The organism is Phocaeicola barnesiae DSM 18169 = JCM 13652 (assembly GCF_000374585.1).
In the GTDB taxonomy this organism is placed as follows: Bacteria; Bacteroidota; Bacteroidia; order Bacteroidales; family Bacteroidaceae; genus Phocaeicola; species Phocaeicola barnesiae.
On the sequence record NZ_KB894657.1, the window covers coordinates 17,186 to 31,801 of the forward strand.

10 protein-coding genes are annotated in these 14,616 nt (G+C 45.3%); all 10 read left to right on the top strand.

Annotation, left to right across the window (positions count from 1 at the left end; all coding sequences use genetic code 11):
- Positions 1-8 precede the first annotated feature (8 nt).
- The 10 genes from rplA to rpsJ all read left to right on the top strand — a co-directional run bounded on the left by rplA (position 9) and on the right by rpsJ (position 14,602).
- Positions 9-707, top strand: coding sequence for a 50S ribosomal protein L1 (gene rplA / locus C510_RS0113185; RefSeq protein ID WP_018711763.1), 699 nt, complete (start codon positions 9-11; stop codon positions 705-707).
- Between the two features lie 15 nt (positions 708-722).
- Positions 723-1,238 carry a 50S ribosomal protein L10 gene (gene rplJ, locus C510_RS0113190; protein ID WP_018711764.1) on the top strand — a complete coding sequence of 172 codons (516 nt, stop codon included), beginning with the start codon at positions 723-725 and terminating at the stop codon, positions 1,236-1,238.
- 78 nt (positions 1,239-1,316) lie between these two features.
- Positions 1,317-1,694, top strand: coding sequence for a 50S ribosomal protein L7/L12 (gene rplL, locus C510_RS0113195; protein WP_007564160.1), 378 nt, complete (start codon positions 1,317-1,319; stop codon positions 1,692-1,694).
- A 139-nt stretch (positions 1,695-1,833) separates the two neighbouring features.
- A complete protein-coding gene (gene rpoB, locus C510_RS0113200; RefSeq protein ID WP_025892838.1) occupies positions 1,834-5,646 on the top strand; it encodes a DNA-directed RNA polymerase subunit beta in 3,813 nt (1,270 codons plus the stop codon).
- Positions 5,647-5,723: 77 nt separating this feature from the next.
- Complete coding sequence (gene rpoC, locus C510_RS0113205; protein WP_018711766.1) at positions 5,724-10,010, top strand: DNA-directed RNA polymerase subunit beta'; 4,287 nt, start codon at positions 5,724-5,726, stop codon at positions 10,008-10,010.
- 209 nt (positions 10,011-10,219) lie between these two features.
- Complete coding sequence (locus C510_RS0113210; RefSeq protein ID WP_018711767.1) at positions 10,220-10,552, top strand: DUF3467 domain-containing protein; 333 nt, start codon at positions 10,220-10,222, stop codon at positions 10,550-10,552.
- Between the two features lie 447 nt (positions 10,553-10,999).
- The gene (gene rpsL / locus C510_RS0113225) at positions 11,000-11,413 is read left to right on the top strand and encodes a 30S ribosomal protein S12 (protein WP_025892837.1); all 414 of its coding nucleotides are present in this window, start codon (positions 11,000-11,002) and stop codon (positions 11,411-11,413) included.
- A gap of 149 nt (positions 11,414-11,562) precedes the next feature.
- A complete protein-coding gene (gene rpsG, locus C510_RS0113230) occupies positions 11,563-12,039 on the top strand; it encodes a 30S ribosomal protein S7 (RefSeq protein WP_025892835.1) in 477 nt (158 codons plus the stop codon).
- Between the two features lie 29 nt (positions 12,040-12,068).
- Positions 12,069-14,186 (top strand): elongation factor G, encoded by a 2,118-nt coding sequence (fusA, locus tag C510_RS0113235; RefSeq protein ID WP_018711772.1) that lies wholly within the window; start codon positions 12,069-12,071, stop codon positions 14,184-14,186.
- A 110-nt stretch (positions 14,187-14,296) separates the two neighbouring features.
- On the top strand, positions 14,297-14,602 hold the full coding sequence (gene rpsJ, locus C510_RS0113240; RefSeq protein WP_002558075.1) for a 30S ribosomal protein S10: 306 nt from the start codon (positions 14,297-14,299) through the stop codon (positions 14,600-14,602).
- Positions 14,603-14,616 lie beyond the last annotated feature (14 nt).

Below are 14,616 nucleotides of genomic sequence, written 5' to 3' on the forward strand. Positions count from 1 at the left end.
AATTGATAATGGGTAAACTGACAAAAAATCAAAAGTTGGCTGCAGAAAAAATTGAAGCAGGGAAAGCATACTCACTGAAAGAAGCTGCACAGCTGGTAAAGGATATCACCTTCACTAAGTTTGATGCTTCATTAGATATTGATGTACGTTTAGGTGTAGACCCTCGTAAGGCTAACCAGATGGTAAGAGGTGTTGTATCTCTGCCTCATGGTACAGGTAAGCAGGTTCGCGTGCTTGTTCTGTGTACACCGGATGCTGAAGCTGCTGCAAAAGAAGCTGGCGCTGACTATGTTGGTCTTGATGAATATATCGAAAAGATCAAAGGTGGATGGACTGATATTGATGTGATCATCACTATGCCGTCTATCATGGGTAAGATCGGTGCTCTGGGTCGTGTACTCGGTCCGCGTGGATTGATGCCGAACCCGAAGAGTGGTACTGTGACTATGGATGTAGCTAAAGCTGTTAAGGAAGTTAAGCAAGGTAAGATTGACTTTAAGGTTGACAAGAGCGGTATCGTTCACACTTCAATCGGTAAAGTATCTTTCACTGCTGACCAGATCCGCGAAAATGCGAAAGAATTTATCGCTACTATCATTAAACTGAAACCGAGCACAGCTAAAGGTACCTATATTAAGAGTATTTATCTTTCAAGTACTATGAGTAAGGGTATTAAAATCGACCCGAAATCTGTAGAAGAAATCTAATAACAAGGAGGAATCATGAGAAAGGAAGATAAAGGCGTTATCATAGGTCAGCTGGCTGACACCGTTAAAGAATACGGTCATTTCTATATCATTGATACAACAGCTATGGATGCTGCTGCTACAAGTGATCTTCGTAGAAAGTGTTTCAAAGCTGGTATCAAGTTGGTAGTTGTGAAGAATTCTTTGCTTCACAAGGCTCTCATGAGCTTGGATGTTGATTACTCACCGTTGTTTGATTCTTTGAAAGGTACTACTGCCGTAATGTTTAGCGAAGTTGCTAACGCTCCGGCTAAATTGCTGAAAGAATACAAAGAAGGTGTTCCTACTCTGAAAGCTGCTTATGCAGAAGAAGGATTCTATGTAGGAGCAGATCAGCTCGAAGCTCTTGCAACAATCAAGAGCAAGAACGAAGTTATCGCAGACATCATTGCATTGCTGCAATCTCCTGCGAAGAACGTTATCTCAGCTCTGCAGTCTGGTGGCAACACCATTCACGGAGTTCTTCAGACATTGGCAGAACGTGGAGAATAATCCGCACGGCTGTCTGAATGAAAACCAAACAACTTTAATATTATTCAATTAGTAACAAACAATTAAAATCATACAAAAATGGCAGATTTGAAAGCTTTTGCAGAACAATTAGTTAACTTGACAGTAAAAGAAGTTAATGAACTTGCAACTATCCTTAAAGAAGAATACGGTATTGAACCTGCTGCTGCAGCTGTAGCTGTTGCTGCTGGTCCTGCTGCTGCTGGTGCAGCTGCTGCTGAAGAAAAAACTTCATTCGATGTAGTTTTGAAGAGCGCAGGTGCTGCTAAATTGCAGGTTGTTAAGGCCGTTAAAGAAGCTTGTGGTCTTGGCTTGAAAGAAGCAAAAGACTTGGTTGACGGTGCTCCTAGCACAGTAAAAGAAGGTTTGGCTAAAGACGAAGCTGAATCTTTGAAGAAAACTTTGGAAGAAGCTGGAGCTGAAGTTGAACTTAAATAAGATTATCCTGTAAATCAGGAAGTTCGGTTAAGAGTCCTCATTATCGAGGATTCTTAACCTTTTTGCGTCTATAGTAAATTGACTCTTTACTGACGCCATTCGCTGTCGACTATCAACTTTCAACTAATATATCATACAGATGTCTTCAAATACAGAAAATCAACGAATTAGCTTTGCTTCCGTAAAGAATCCGATGAAGTATCCGGATTTCTTGGAAGTGCAATTGAAGTCATTCCAAGACTTTTTACAGTTAGATACCCCACCCGAAAAACGAAAGAACGACGGATTGTATAAGGTGTTTGCCGAGAATTTCCCGATTGCAGATACCCGCAACAACTTCGTGCTCGAGTTCCTTGACTACTATATCGATCCGCCTCACTATACGATTGACGACTGTCTGGAGCGCGGCTTGACCTATAGTGTTCCCTTGAAAGCCAAACTGAAGCTTTATTGTACCGACCCCGATCACGAAGACTTTGATACAGTGATTCAGGATGTGTTCTTGGGTCCTATCCCTTACATGACTCCGAAAGGTACTTTCGTCATCAACGGTGCTGAACGCGTTGTCGTTTCTCAGTTGCACCGTTCCCCGGGTGTATTCTTCGGTCAGAGCATCCATGCCAATGGTACTAAGCTGTATTCTGCACGTATCATCCCATTTAAAGGTTCATGGATTGAGTTCGCTACGGATATCAACAATGTGATGTATGCTTACATCGACCGTAAGAAGAAACTCCCTGTAACTACTTTGTTGAGAGCTGTAGGATTTGAGAATGATAAGGATATTCTCGAAATCTTCAATCTGGCAGAGGACGTGAAGGTCAATAAGGCTAATCTGAAAAAGATTATCGGTCGGAAATTGGCAGCACGTGTGCTGAAGACCTGGACTGAAGACTTTGTTGATGAAGATACCGGTGAAGTTGTATCTATCGAACGTAACGAGGTAATCATCGACCGTGAAACTGTCATCGAGCCTGAACATATCGATATGATTATCGAATCAGGTGTACAGAACATCCTCGTTCATAATGAAGAAGCGAATAGTTCTGATTTTTCTATCATCTTCAATACTTTGCAGAAAGACCCGAGTAACTCGGAAAAGGAAGCTGTACTGTATATCTACCGTCAGCTGCGTAATGCAGACCCTGCCGATGATGTAAGTGCCCGTGAGGTTATCAATAACCTGTTCTTCTCTGAGAAACGTTATGATTTGGGTGATGTTGGCCGTTATCGTATCAACAAGAAGTTGAATCTTGATACGCCGATGGATGTCAGAGTATTGACGAAACAAGATATTATCGAAATCATCAAGTATCTGATTGAGCTGATTAACTCGAAGGCAGATGTGGATGATATCGACCACTTGAGTAACCGTCGTGTGCGTACTGTAGGAGAACAGTTGTCAAACCAGTTTGCCATCGGTCTGGCCCGTATGTCACGTACTATCCGTGAACGTATGAATGTACGCGACAACGAAGTGTTTACTCCGATTGATTTGATTAATGCGAAGACTATCTCTTCAGTCATCAATTCATTCTTCGGAACAAACGCCCTGTCACAGTTCATGGACCAGACTAACCCGCTGGCTGAAATCACACACAAGCGTCGTTTGTCTGCGTTGGGTCCCGGTGGTTTGTCTCGTGACCGTGCCGGATTCGAGGTACGTGACGTTCACTATACTCACTACGGTCGTTTGTGTCCGATTGAAACTCCTGAAGGTCCGAACATCGGTTTGATTTCTTCTCTGTGTGTTTATGCAAAGATCAATGACCTCGGATTCATTGTTACTCCGTACCGTAAGGTGAAGGACAGCGTAGTCGATTTGTCACCGGAAGGTATCGAATACTTGTCGGCCGAAGAGGAAGAAGACAAGATCATCGCACAGGGTAATGCACCGTTGAACGATGACGGTACTTTCGTACGTGATAAAGTAAAGGCCCGTCGTGATGCTGATTATCCGGTAGTGACTCCGGATCAGGTTGAACTGATGGATGTGGCTCCGCAGCAGATTGCTTCTATCGCTGCTTCTTTGATTCCGTTCCTGGAACATGATGACGCTAACCGTGCATTGATGGGATCAAACATGATGCGCCAGGCAGTTCCATTGTTACGTACTGAAGCTCCGATTGTTGGTACTGGTATTGAAAAGCAGTTGTGTGAGGATTCCCGTACACAGATTGCTGCAGAAGGTGACGGTGTCATCGAATTTGTAGACGCTACTACCATTCGAATCTTATATGACCGTACTGAAGACGAGGAATTCGTAAGCTTTGAACCGGCTTTGAAGGAATATCGTATTCCGAAATTCCGTAAGACGAACCAGAGCATGACCATCGACTTGCGCCCGATCTGTAATAAAGGACAGCGTGTGAAGAAGGGTGATATCCTGACTGAAGGTTATTCTACTGCAAACGGTGAGTTGGCTTTGGGTAAGAACCTGTTGGTGGCATACATGCCTTGGAAGGGATATAACTATGAGGATGCTATCGTGTTGAACGAACGTGTAGTCCGTGAAGACTTGCTGACTTCTGTACACGTAGACGAATATATCCTGGAGGTTCGTGAAACGAAGCGCGGTATGGAGGAATTGACTTCCGATATCCCGAACGTAAGCGAGGAAGCAACCAAGGATTTGGATGAAAACGGTATCGTACGTGTCGGTGCCCGCATCGAACCGGGTGATATCCTGATCGGTAAGATTACTCCGAAGGGAGAGTCAGATCCGTCGCCAGAAGAAAAACTGTTGCGTGCTATCTTTGGTGACAAGGCCGGCGATGTGAAGGACGCTTCGTTGAAGGCTTCTCCTTCTTTGCGTGGTGTAGTTATCGATAAGAAGCTGTATTCACGTGTCATCAAGACCCGTAGCGAAAAGAATGCCGATAAGGCAATCCTGCCGAAACTGAATGAGGAATTCGAAGAAAAGGCAGCTGCGTTGAAGGAAATCATGCTTGATAAGTTGATGGTATTGACTGCCGACAAGGTTTCTCAGGGCGTGAAGGACTACTTGGGAACTGAAGTAGTTCCGAAGGGTGCTAAATTTAACCGTCATGACCTGTCTTCATTGGATTATACCATTATCCAGTTGAGCAAATGGACTGCTGATGCCCATAAGAATGAAATGATTCGTGACCTGATCATGAATTATCTGAAGAAGTATAAGGAACTTGATGCTGAACTGAAACGTAAGAAGTTTGCGTTGACCATCGGTGATGAACTTCCTTCAGGTATCATCCAGATGGCGAAGGTTTATGTTGCCAAGAAACGTAAGATCGGTGTCGGTGATAAGATGGCCGGTCGTCACGGTAACAAGGGTATCGTTTCACGTATCGTACGTCAGGAAGATATGCCGTTCTTGGCCGATGGTACTCCGGTAGATATCGTATTGAATCCGTTGGGTGTGCCTTCTCGTATGAACATCGGTCAGATTTTCGAAGCCGTATTGGGTCGTGCCGGTAAGGAACTGGGCGTGAAGTTTGCAACACCGATCTTTGATGGTGCTACCATGGACGATTTGGATAAGTGGACTGATAAGGCCGGTCTGCCGCGTTATTGTAAGACTGTAGTTTACGATGGTGGTACCGGTGAACAGTTCGACCAGCCTGCTACGGTAGGTGTGACTTACATGTTGAAACTGGGTCACATGGTAGAAGACAAGATGCATGCACGTTCTATCGGTCCGTACTCACTGATTACCCAGCAGCCGCTTGGTGGTAAGGCACAGTTCGGTGGTCAGCGTTTCGGAGAAATGGAGGTTTGGGCTATCGAAGCTTTCGGTGCCGCTCATGTCCTTCAGGAAATCCTGACCATCAAGTCTGATGATGTAGTCGGACGTTCTAAGGCTTATGAAGCCATTGTGAAGGGCGAGCCGATGCCGACACCGGGTATTCCGGAATCTCTGAATGTATTGCTGCATGAGTTGAGAGGTCTCTGCTTGAGCATTACACTGGAATAACATAATTTTAGGTACAGGCGGGCTGGTACCGCCTGTTACCGACAGTCAACATCAACTATTACATATCAATATAAAGTATGGCTTTTAGAAAAGATACTAAGATAAAGAGTAATTTCTCGAAGATTACGATCGGTCTGGCATCGCCTGAAGAGATTCTGGAGAACTCCTACGGTGAAGTGTTGAAACCGGAAACCATCAACTACCGTACTTATAAACCGGAACGTGACGGTTTGTTCTGTGAACGTATCTTCGGACCGGTAAAAGACTACGAGTGCCACTGCGGTAAGTACAAACGTATCCGTTACAAAGGTATCGTCTGCGACCGATGCGGTGTGGAAGTGACTGAAAAGAAAGTACGTCGTGAACGTAGCGGTCATATCCAGCTGGTAGTGCCGGTAGCGCATATCTGGTATTTCCGTTCTTTGCCGAACAAGATCGGTTATCTGCTGGGCTTGCCGACAAAGAAACTTGATGCAATTATCTATTATGAACGTTATGTAGTCATCCAGCCGGGTGTAAAGGCTGAAGATGGCTTGAAGAAATACGATTTGTTGTCGGAAGAAGAATACCTCGATGCATTGGAGTCATTGCCGAAAGACAATCAGTTCCTGGAGGATTCTGATCCGAACAAGTTTATTGCCAAGATGGGAGCAGAAGCTATCTATGACCTGCTGGTAGGTCTGGATCTGGATGCCCTGTCTTATGAACTCCGTCACAAGGCAAACAACGATTCTTCTCAGCAGCGTAAGAATGAAGCGCTGAAGCGTCTGCAGGTAGTGGAATCTTTCCGTGCTTCACGTGGACGTAATAAACCGGAGTGGATGATTGTGCGTATTGTACCGGTTATTCCGCCTGAACTTCGTCCGTTGGTTCCGCTGGATGGTGGCCGTTTCGCGACTTCCGACTTGAATGACCTTTACCGTCGTGTGATTATCCGTAACAACCGTCTGAAACGACTGATTGAAATCAAGGCTCCGGAAGTGATTCTGCGTAACGAAAAGCGTATGCTTCAGGAAGCAGTCGATTCACTGTTCGATAACTCACGTAAGTCAAGCGCAGTGAAGACTGATGCCAATCGTCCGTTGAAATCTCTTTCAGACAGTTTGAAAGGTAAGCAAGGACGTTTCCGTCAGAACCTGTTGGGTAAGCGTGTCGACTATTCTGCACGTTCGGTTATCGTCGTTGGTCCGGAACTGAAGATGGGCGAATGCGGTATTCCGAAACTCATGGCTGCCGAACTTTACAAACCGTTCATCATCCGTAAGCTGATTGAACGTGGTATCGTGAAGACCGTTAAGTCAGCCAAGAAGATTGTAGACCGTAAGGAAGCTGTTATCTGGGATATCCTGGAACACGTGATGAAAGGTCATCCGGTATTGTTGAACCGTGCTCCGACACTGCACCGTCTGGGTATCCAGGCTTTCCAGCCGAAGATGATTGAAGGTAAGGCTATCCAGCTGCACCCGTTGGCATGTACGGCGTTCAATGCCGACTTCGACGGTGACCAGATGGCGGTTCACTTGCCTTTGAGTAATGAAGCTGTTCTTGAAGCTCAGATGCTGATGCTTCAGTCACATAATATTTTGAACCCTGCCAACGGTGCTCCTATTACAGTGCCTGCACAGGATATGGTATTGGGATTGTATTACATCACCAAACTCCGTAAGGGTGCCAAAGGTGAAGGCTTGATTTTCTACGGACCGGAAGAAGCGCTGATTGCCTACAACGAAGGTAAGGTAGATATCCATGCCATCATCAGTGTCTTGACAAACGATCTGGATGAAAACGGTAACATCGTCAAGAAGATGATTAAAGAGACTTCTGTAGGTCGTATCATCGTGAACGAGCTGGTTCCGGATGAATGCGGTTATCTGAATACCATTATTTCTAAGAAATCTCTGCGCGATATCATCAGCGACGTTATCAAGACAGTCGGTGTGGCTCGTGCTTGCGAGTTCCTGGATGGTATCAAGAACTTGGGTTACAAGAAAGCATTCGAAGGTGGTCTGTCATTCAACTTGGGCGATATCATCATCCCGAAGGAAAAGGAAGAACTGGTAAAACGTGGTAACGAGGAAATCGAACAGATTATGATGAACTATAACATGGGTTTCATCACCGACAACGAACGTTACAACCAGGTTATTGATACATGGACACACGTCAACAGTGACTTGTCTGATATTCTGTATAAGACCATCAAGAATGACGACCAGGGATTCAACTCAGTATTCATGATGCTGGATTCCGGAGCCCGTGGTTCTAAGGAACAGATCCGTCAGTTGTCTGGTATGCGTGGTTTGATGGCGAAGCCGCAGAAAGCCGGTGCCGAAGGTGCACAGATCATTGAAAACCCGATTCTTTCTAACTTTAAGGAAGGTCTGTCTGTGTTGGAGTACTTTATCTCTACCCACGGTGCCCGTAAAGGTTTGGCCGATACCGCGTTGAAGACTGCCGATGCCGGATACTTGACTCGTCGATTGGTAGACGTTTCACACGATGTCATCATCAACGAAGAAGACTGCGGTACATTGCGTGGTCTGGTTTGTACAGCTCTGAAGAATAACGATGAAGTCATTGCTACACTGTACGAACGTATTTTGGGACGTGTATCCGTACATGATATTATTCATCCGACTACAGGCAAGCTGATTGTTGCAGCCGGTGAAGAAATTACTGAAAGCATTGCCGAGGAAATCGAAAAATCTCCGATTGAAAGCGTAGAAATCCGTTCGGTATTGACTTGTGAATCGAAGAAGGGTGTATGTGCCAAGTGTTACGGACGTAACCTGGCTACCAGCCGGATGGTTCAGAAAGGTGAGGCTGTCGGCGTAATCGCTGCCCAGTCTATCGGTGAACCGGGTACTCAGTTGACACTGCGTACATTCCACGCCGGTGGTATCGCGGGTAACATGGCTGCCAATGCCAGCATTGTTGCCAAGAACGATGCCCGTCTGGAATTTGAAGAACTCCGTACCGTTGATGCCATCGAAGAAACAGGCGAACCGGTTAAGGTTGTGGTAGGTCGTTTGGCCGAAGTCCGTTTCGTTGATGTGAATACAGGTATCATCCTTTCTACACACAACGTACCTTACGGTTCTAAGTTGTATGCCTCAGACGGTGAAGTGGTAGAAAAGGGTAAGCTGATTGCTAAATGGGACCCGTTCAATGCCGTTATCGTTACTGAAGCATCTGGTAAGATTGATTTCGAATCGGTAATCGAGAACGTTACCTATAAGGTAGAATCCGATGAAGCAACCGGTCTGCGTGAAATCATCATCACTGAATCGAAGGATAAGAACAAGATTCCGTCACTGCACATCCTCGACGAGAACGGCGGTATCATCCGTACGTATAACTTGCCGGTAGGTGGTCACGTAGTGGTAGAAGACAAGCAGACAGTGAAGGCCGGTGACATCCTGGTGAAGATTCCGCGTGCCGTAGGTAAGGCGGGCGATATCACCGGTGGTCTTCCGCGTGTAACCGAGCTGTTCGAAGCCCGTAACCCGTCTAACCCGGCAGTGGTTTCCGAAATCGATGGTGAAGTCATCATGGGTAAGATTAAACGCGGTAACCGTGAAATCATCGTTACTTCGAAGACCGGTGAGGTGCGTAAGTATCTGGTAGCGTTGTCTAAGCAGATCCTGGTTCAGGAGAACGACTATGTACGTGCCGGTACTCCGTTGTCCGACGGTGCCATCACTCCGGCCGATATCCTGGCCATCAAGGGTCCTACTGCCGTACAGGAATACATCGTGAACGAAATTCAGGACGTATACCGTCTGCAGGGTGTGAAGATCAACGACAAGCACTTTGAAATCATCGTACGTCAGATGATGCGTAAAGTTCAGATTGATGAACCGGGTGATACTCGCTTCCTGGAACAGCAGGTAGTAGACCGTCTGGAATTCAACGAAGAGAACGACCGTATCTGGGGTAAGAAGGTGGTAGTCGATGCCGGTGATTCACAGAATCTGCAGCCGGGTCAGATTGTTACTGCCCGTAAGCTGCGCGACGAAAACAGTATGTTGAAACGTCGTGACATGAAACTGGTAGAGGTACGTGACGCCGTTCCGGCTACTTCTACTCAGATTCTGCAAGGTATTACCCGTGCCGCATTGCAGACATCCAGCTTCATGTCGGCTGCATCCTTCCAGGAAACTACCAAGGTATTGAACGAAGCCGCTATCAACGGTAAGGTCGATAAGTTGGAAGGTATGAAGGAAAATGTGATCTGTGGTCACTTGATTCCTGCCGGTACCGGACAGCGTGAATACGAAAAGATTGTGGTAGGTTCGAAAGAAGAATACGACCGCATTCTGGCCAATAAGAAGAATGTATTAGACTATAGTGAAGTAGAATAATCCGTCTGCTTCGGGTCTCCCGATAAGATTGCCTTCATCCGTCTTTCTTCCGGTTCTCCGGTGGAGGAGGGGATGGAGGCAATTTTTTTGTCCGATGCCGAAAAAGAATTTGTGGACACTTTTTCAGGATTCTGTTCGGTAGATTCATTTTTTTCTTTACTTTTGCTTCCACAAACAATAATGTATTCATTTAAATAATTAAACTTATCATGGAAAACGAAAACAACAATAACCAGCTTCAGATTGAGCTGAAGGATGAGGTAGCACAGGGTACTTATGCTAACTTGGCAATCATCACTCATTCTACATCAGAATTCATTATCGATTTTGTACGTATCATGCCGGGATTACCGAAGGCAGGTGTACAGTCTCGTATCGTCATGACTCCGGAGCACGCAAAACGCTTGATGTATGCGTTGCAGGATAATGTAAACCGTTACGAACAGGCAATGGGTACTATCCGTATGCCGGAAGAAATGCAGCAGCAGAACGGCAGCAAGACTTTTGTTCCGCCGTTGAGCGATTTCAAAGGTGAAGCTTAATTGATGATTGAAGATAAACGGAACAGGCGTCCCGGCAGATGTATTCTGTCGGGACGTTTCTGTTATTGCTGGCTGGCCATCAAAAACGAACGGATGTCTGATGCCAAACGACCGGACGTATGGATGAAAACGAACGTTCGTTCATGGAAAGACGTCCGTTCGTTTTTTTAAATGTGAGTTTCTTCGGCAGAGGTCACGAAAGTTGTCAGCGAGGCCGAAGAATGGGCTGTAACCGGCAGCCGGAAGTCGGTTTTGTAATATCCCATGAGACAGAAGAGGCTATGTGAATGTCTTTTCTACAAAAAAACTGAAAGCCGAAATTTTTTATTGTATAAACAATTTGTTTATTAAAAAGTTATTTGTAATTTTGCAGCCCGAAAAGTGTAGTTTTCAGCTAGGATTGGAAAAACAATAAACAATATATATAATAATTAAAAATCAAACAAAATGCCTACTATTCAACAATTAGTAAGAAAAGGAAGAACGGTTTTGGTTGAGAAGAGTAAATCTCCGGCGCTGGATTCATGTCCTCAGAGACGTGGCGTTTGCGTACGTGTTTACACTACAACTCCGAAGAAACCGAACTCAGCAATGCGTAAAGTTGCTCGTGTGCGTCTGACAAACTCTAAGGAAGTGAACTCATACATCCCGGGAGAAGGCCACAACTTGCAGGAACACTCAATCGTATTGGTACGTGGTGGTCGTGTGAAAGACCTTCCGGGTGTACGTTATCACATCGTACGCGGTACATTGGATACAGCCGGTGTAGCAGGTCGTACACAGAGACGTTCTAAATACGGTGCTAAGCGCCCGAAACCAGGACAGGCAGCTCCTGCAGCAAAAGGTAAAGGAAAGAAATAAATCCTAGCTGAGTACAATCCTTAAGACAAAGACTTTTATTAATTCGTTTTGGTTTGTTGGAAAAAGCTTAAAGGTTGAGTAAATACCTCAGAGGAGGTGTTGAAGAAAACAGAAATGCAGCCCCAAACTAAACATTATTATCAAACAAAATGAGAAAAGCAAAACCAAAAAAACGTGTGATCCTTCCGGATCCAGTATTCAACGATCAGAAGGTTTCTAAATTCGTTAACCATCTGATGTATGATGGAAAGAAGAACACTTCTTACGAAATCTTCTACAACGCGCTGAAAACAGTTGAAACCAAGTTGCCGGCTGAAGAAAAATCAGCTTTGGAAGTTTGGAAAAAAGCCTTAGATAACGTAACTCCGCAGCTGGAAGTAAAATCTCGCCGTATCGGTGGTGCTACTTTCCAGGTTCCTACTGAAATTCGTCCGGACCGTAAAGAGTCAATTTCAATGAAGAACTTGATCGCTTTCGCCCGCAAACGTGGCGGCAAGTCAATGGCTGACAAGCTGGCTGCTGAAATCCTTGATGCATACAACGAACAGGGTGGTGCTTTCAAACGTAAGGAAGATATGCACCGTATGGCTGAAGCTAACCGTGCTTTCGCTCACTTCAGATTCTAATCAAGTATTAATTTTAACTAGGAAATAAAATGGCTAAACATGATTTGCATTTGACCCGTAACATCGGTATCATGGCGCACATCGATGCTGGTAAGACAACTACTTCTGAACGTATCTTGTTTTACACCGGTCTGACTCACAAAATCGGTGAGGTACACGATGGTGCTGCTACTATGGACTGGATGGAACAGGAGCAGGAACGTGGTATCACTATTACTTCAGCTGCTACCACTACTTACTGGAACTATGCGGGTAACAAGTATAAAATTAACTTGATTGACACTCCGGGACACGTTGACTTTACCGCTGAGGTAGAACGTTCACTGCGTGTATTGGACGGTGCTGTCGCTACTTACTGTGCAGTAGGTGGTGTAGAACCGCAGTCAGAAACTGTATGGCGTCAGGCTGACAAGTACAATGTACCTCGTATCGGTTACGTAAACAAAATGGACCGTTCAGGTGCTGACTTCTTCGAAGTAGTACGTCAGATGAAAGACGTTCTGGGCGCTAACCCATGTCCGGTTGTTATTCCTATCGGTGCTGAAGAAAACTTCAAGGGTGTAGTTGACCTGATCAAGATGAAAGCTATCCTGTGGCACGATGAAACCATGGGTGCTGACTACGATGTTGAAGAAATCCCGGCTAATCTGGTAGACGAAGCCAACGAATGGAGAGACAAGATGCTGGAAAAGGTAGCTGAGTTCGACGAAGCTCTGATGGAGAAATACTTCGACGATCCTTCTACTATCACTGAAGAAGAAGTGATGCGTGCATTGCGTGCCGGTACACTGAAGATGGAAATCGTTCCGATGTTGTGCGGTTCTTCATTCAAGAACAAAGGTGTACAGACTCTGTTGGACTATGTATGTGCTTTCTTGCCTTCTCCGCTGGATACTCCGAACATCATCGGTACCAACCCGACAACAGGTGCTGAAGAAGACCGTAAACCGGATGAAGACGAAAAGACTTCTGCTTTGGCGTTCAAGATTGCTACTGACCCGTATGTAGGCCGTCTGACTTTCTTCCGTGTTTACTCTGGTAAGGTAGAAGCCGGTTCATATATCTACAACTCTCGTTCTGGTAAGAAAGAACGTGTATCTCGTTTGTTCCAGATGCATTCTAACAAACAGAACCCGGTTGAAGTAATCAGTGCAGGTGATATCGGTGCAGGTGTTGGTTTCAAGGATATCCGTACAGGTGATACACTGTGTGACGAAACAGCTCCGATCGTATTGGAATCTATGGACTTCCCGGAACCGGTTATCGGTATCGCAGTAGAGCCGAAGACTCAGAAAGACTTGGACAAGCTGTCTAACGGTTTGGCTAAGCTGGCTGAAGAAGACCCGACATTTACTGTGAAGACTGACGAACAGACTGGTCAGACAGTCATCTCTGGTATGGGTGAGCTTCACTTGGATATCATCATCGACCGTCTGAAACGTGAGTTCAAGGTTGAATGTAACCAGGGTCGTCCGCAGGTTAACTACAAGGAAGCTATCACGAAGACCGTTGAATTGCGTGAAGTTTACAAGAAACAGTCTGGTGGTCGCGGTAAGTTCGCCGACATCATCGTAACCATCGGCCCGGTTGACGATGACTTCAAGCAGGGTGGTCTGCAGTTCATTGACGAAGTGAAGGGTGGTAACGTACCTAAGGAATTCATTCCTTCTGTACAGAAAGGTTTCCAGACAGCTATGAAGAACGGTGTATTGGCCGGCTTCCCGCTCGATTCACTGAAGGTTGTGTTGAAGGATGGTTCATTCCACCCGGTAGACTCTGACCAGTTGTCATTCGAAATCTGTGCTATCCAGGCTTACAAGAACGCTTGTGCCAAGGCAGGACCTGTTTTGATGGAACCTATCATGAAGCTGGAAGTTGTTACTCCGGAAGAAAACATGGGTGACGTTATCGGTGACTTGAACAAGCGTCGTGGTCAGGTTGAAGGTATGGAATCAAGCCGTTCAGGTGCCCGCATCGTGAAGGCAATGGTTCCGCTGGCAGAAATGTTCGGTTACGTAACTGCATTGCGTACCATCACTTCTGGTCGTGCTACTTCTTCTATGACATACGATCACCACGCTCAGGTATCTTCTTCTATCGCCAAGACTGTGCTTGAAGAAGTGAAGGGACGTGTAGACTTGGTCTAACCCACTTTTAAAACATACAGGCAGAAGCTGATGAGGGCTAGCGAATGACTCTTAGCCCTCATGCTTCTTCCTCTTCTATATTTAATCATCAATATAAATAAAAACAAAGAATGAGTCAGAAAATCAGAATTAAACTGAAATCTTACGATCACAACTTGGTAGACAAGTCAGCAGAAAAGATTGTAAGAACCGTGAAGGCTACAGGTGCTATCGTGAGCGGCCCGATTCCATTGCCAACTCACAAGCGTATTTTCACAGTGAACCGTTCAACTTTCGTAAACAAGAAGTCTCGTGAACAGTTCGAATTGTCTTCTTACAAGCGTCTGATTGACATCTATAGCTCAACTGCCAAGACAGTAGATGCTTTGATGAAATTGGAATTGCCGAGTGGAGTAGAAGTAGAAATTAAAGTTTAATGAATTTAAAAATT

Bases quoted from the DNA above. Each gene is read 5' to 3' on its own strand.
- C510_RS0113210 (WP_018711767.1), top strand. From the start codon at position 10,220: ATGGAAAACGAAAACAACAATAACCAGCTTCAGATTGAGCTGAAGGAT.
- rpoB (WP_025892838.1), top strand. From the start codon at position 1,834: ATGTCTTCAAATACAGAAAATCAACGAATTAGCTTTGCTTCCGTAAAG.
- rplA (WP_018711763.1), top strand. From the start codon at position 9: ATGGGTAAACTGACAAAAAATCAAAAGTTGGCTGCAGAAAAAATTGAA.
- rpsL (WP_025892837.1), top strand. From the start codon at position 11,000: ATGCCTACTATTCAACAATTAGTAAGAAAAGGAAGAACGGTTTTGGTT.
- rplJ (WP_018711764.1), top strand. From the start codon at position 723: ATGAGAAAGGAAGATAAAGGCGTTATCATAGGTCAGCTGGCTGACACC.
- fusA (WP_018711772.1), top strand. From the start codon at position 12,069: ATGGCTAAACATGATTTGCATTTGACCCGTAACATCGGTATCATGGCG.
- rpoC (WP_018711766.1), top strand. From the start codon at position 5,724: ATGGCTTTTAGAAAAGATACTAAGATAAAGAGTAATTTCTCGAAGATT.
- rpsJ (WP_002558075.1), top strand. From the start codon at position 14,297: ATGAGTCAGAAAATCAGAATTAAACTGAAATCTTACGATCACAACTTG.
- rpsG (WP_025892835.1), top strand. From the start codon at position 11,563: ATGAGAAAAGCAAAACCAAAAAAACGTGTGATCCTTCCGGATCCAGTA.
- rplL (WP_007564160.1), top strand. From the start codon at position 1,317: ATGGCAGATTTGAAAGCTTTTGCAGAACAATTAGTTAACTTGACAGTA.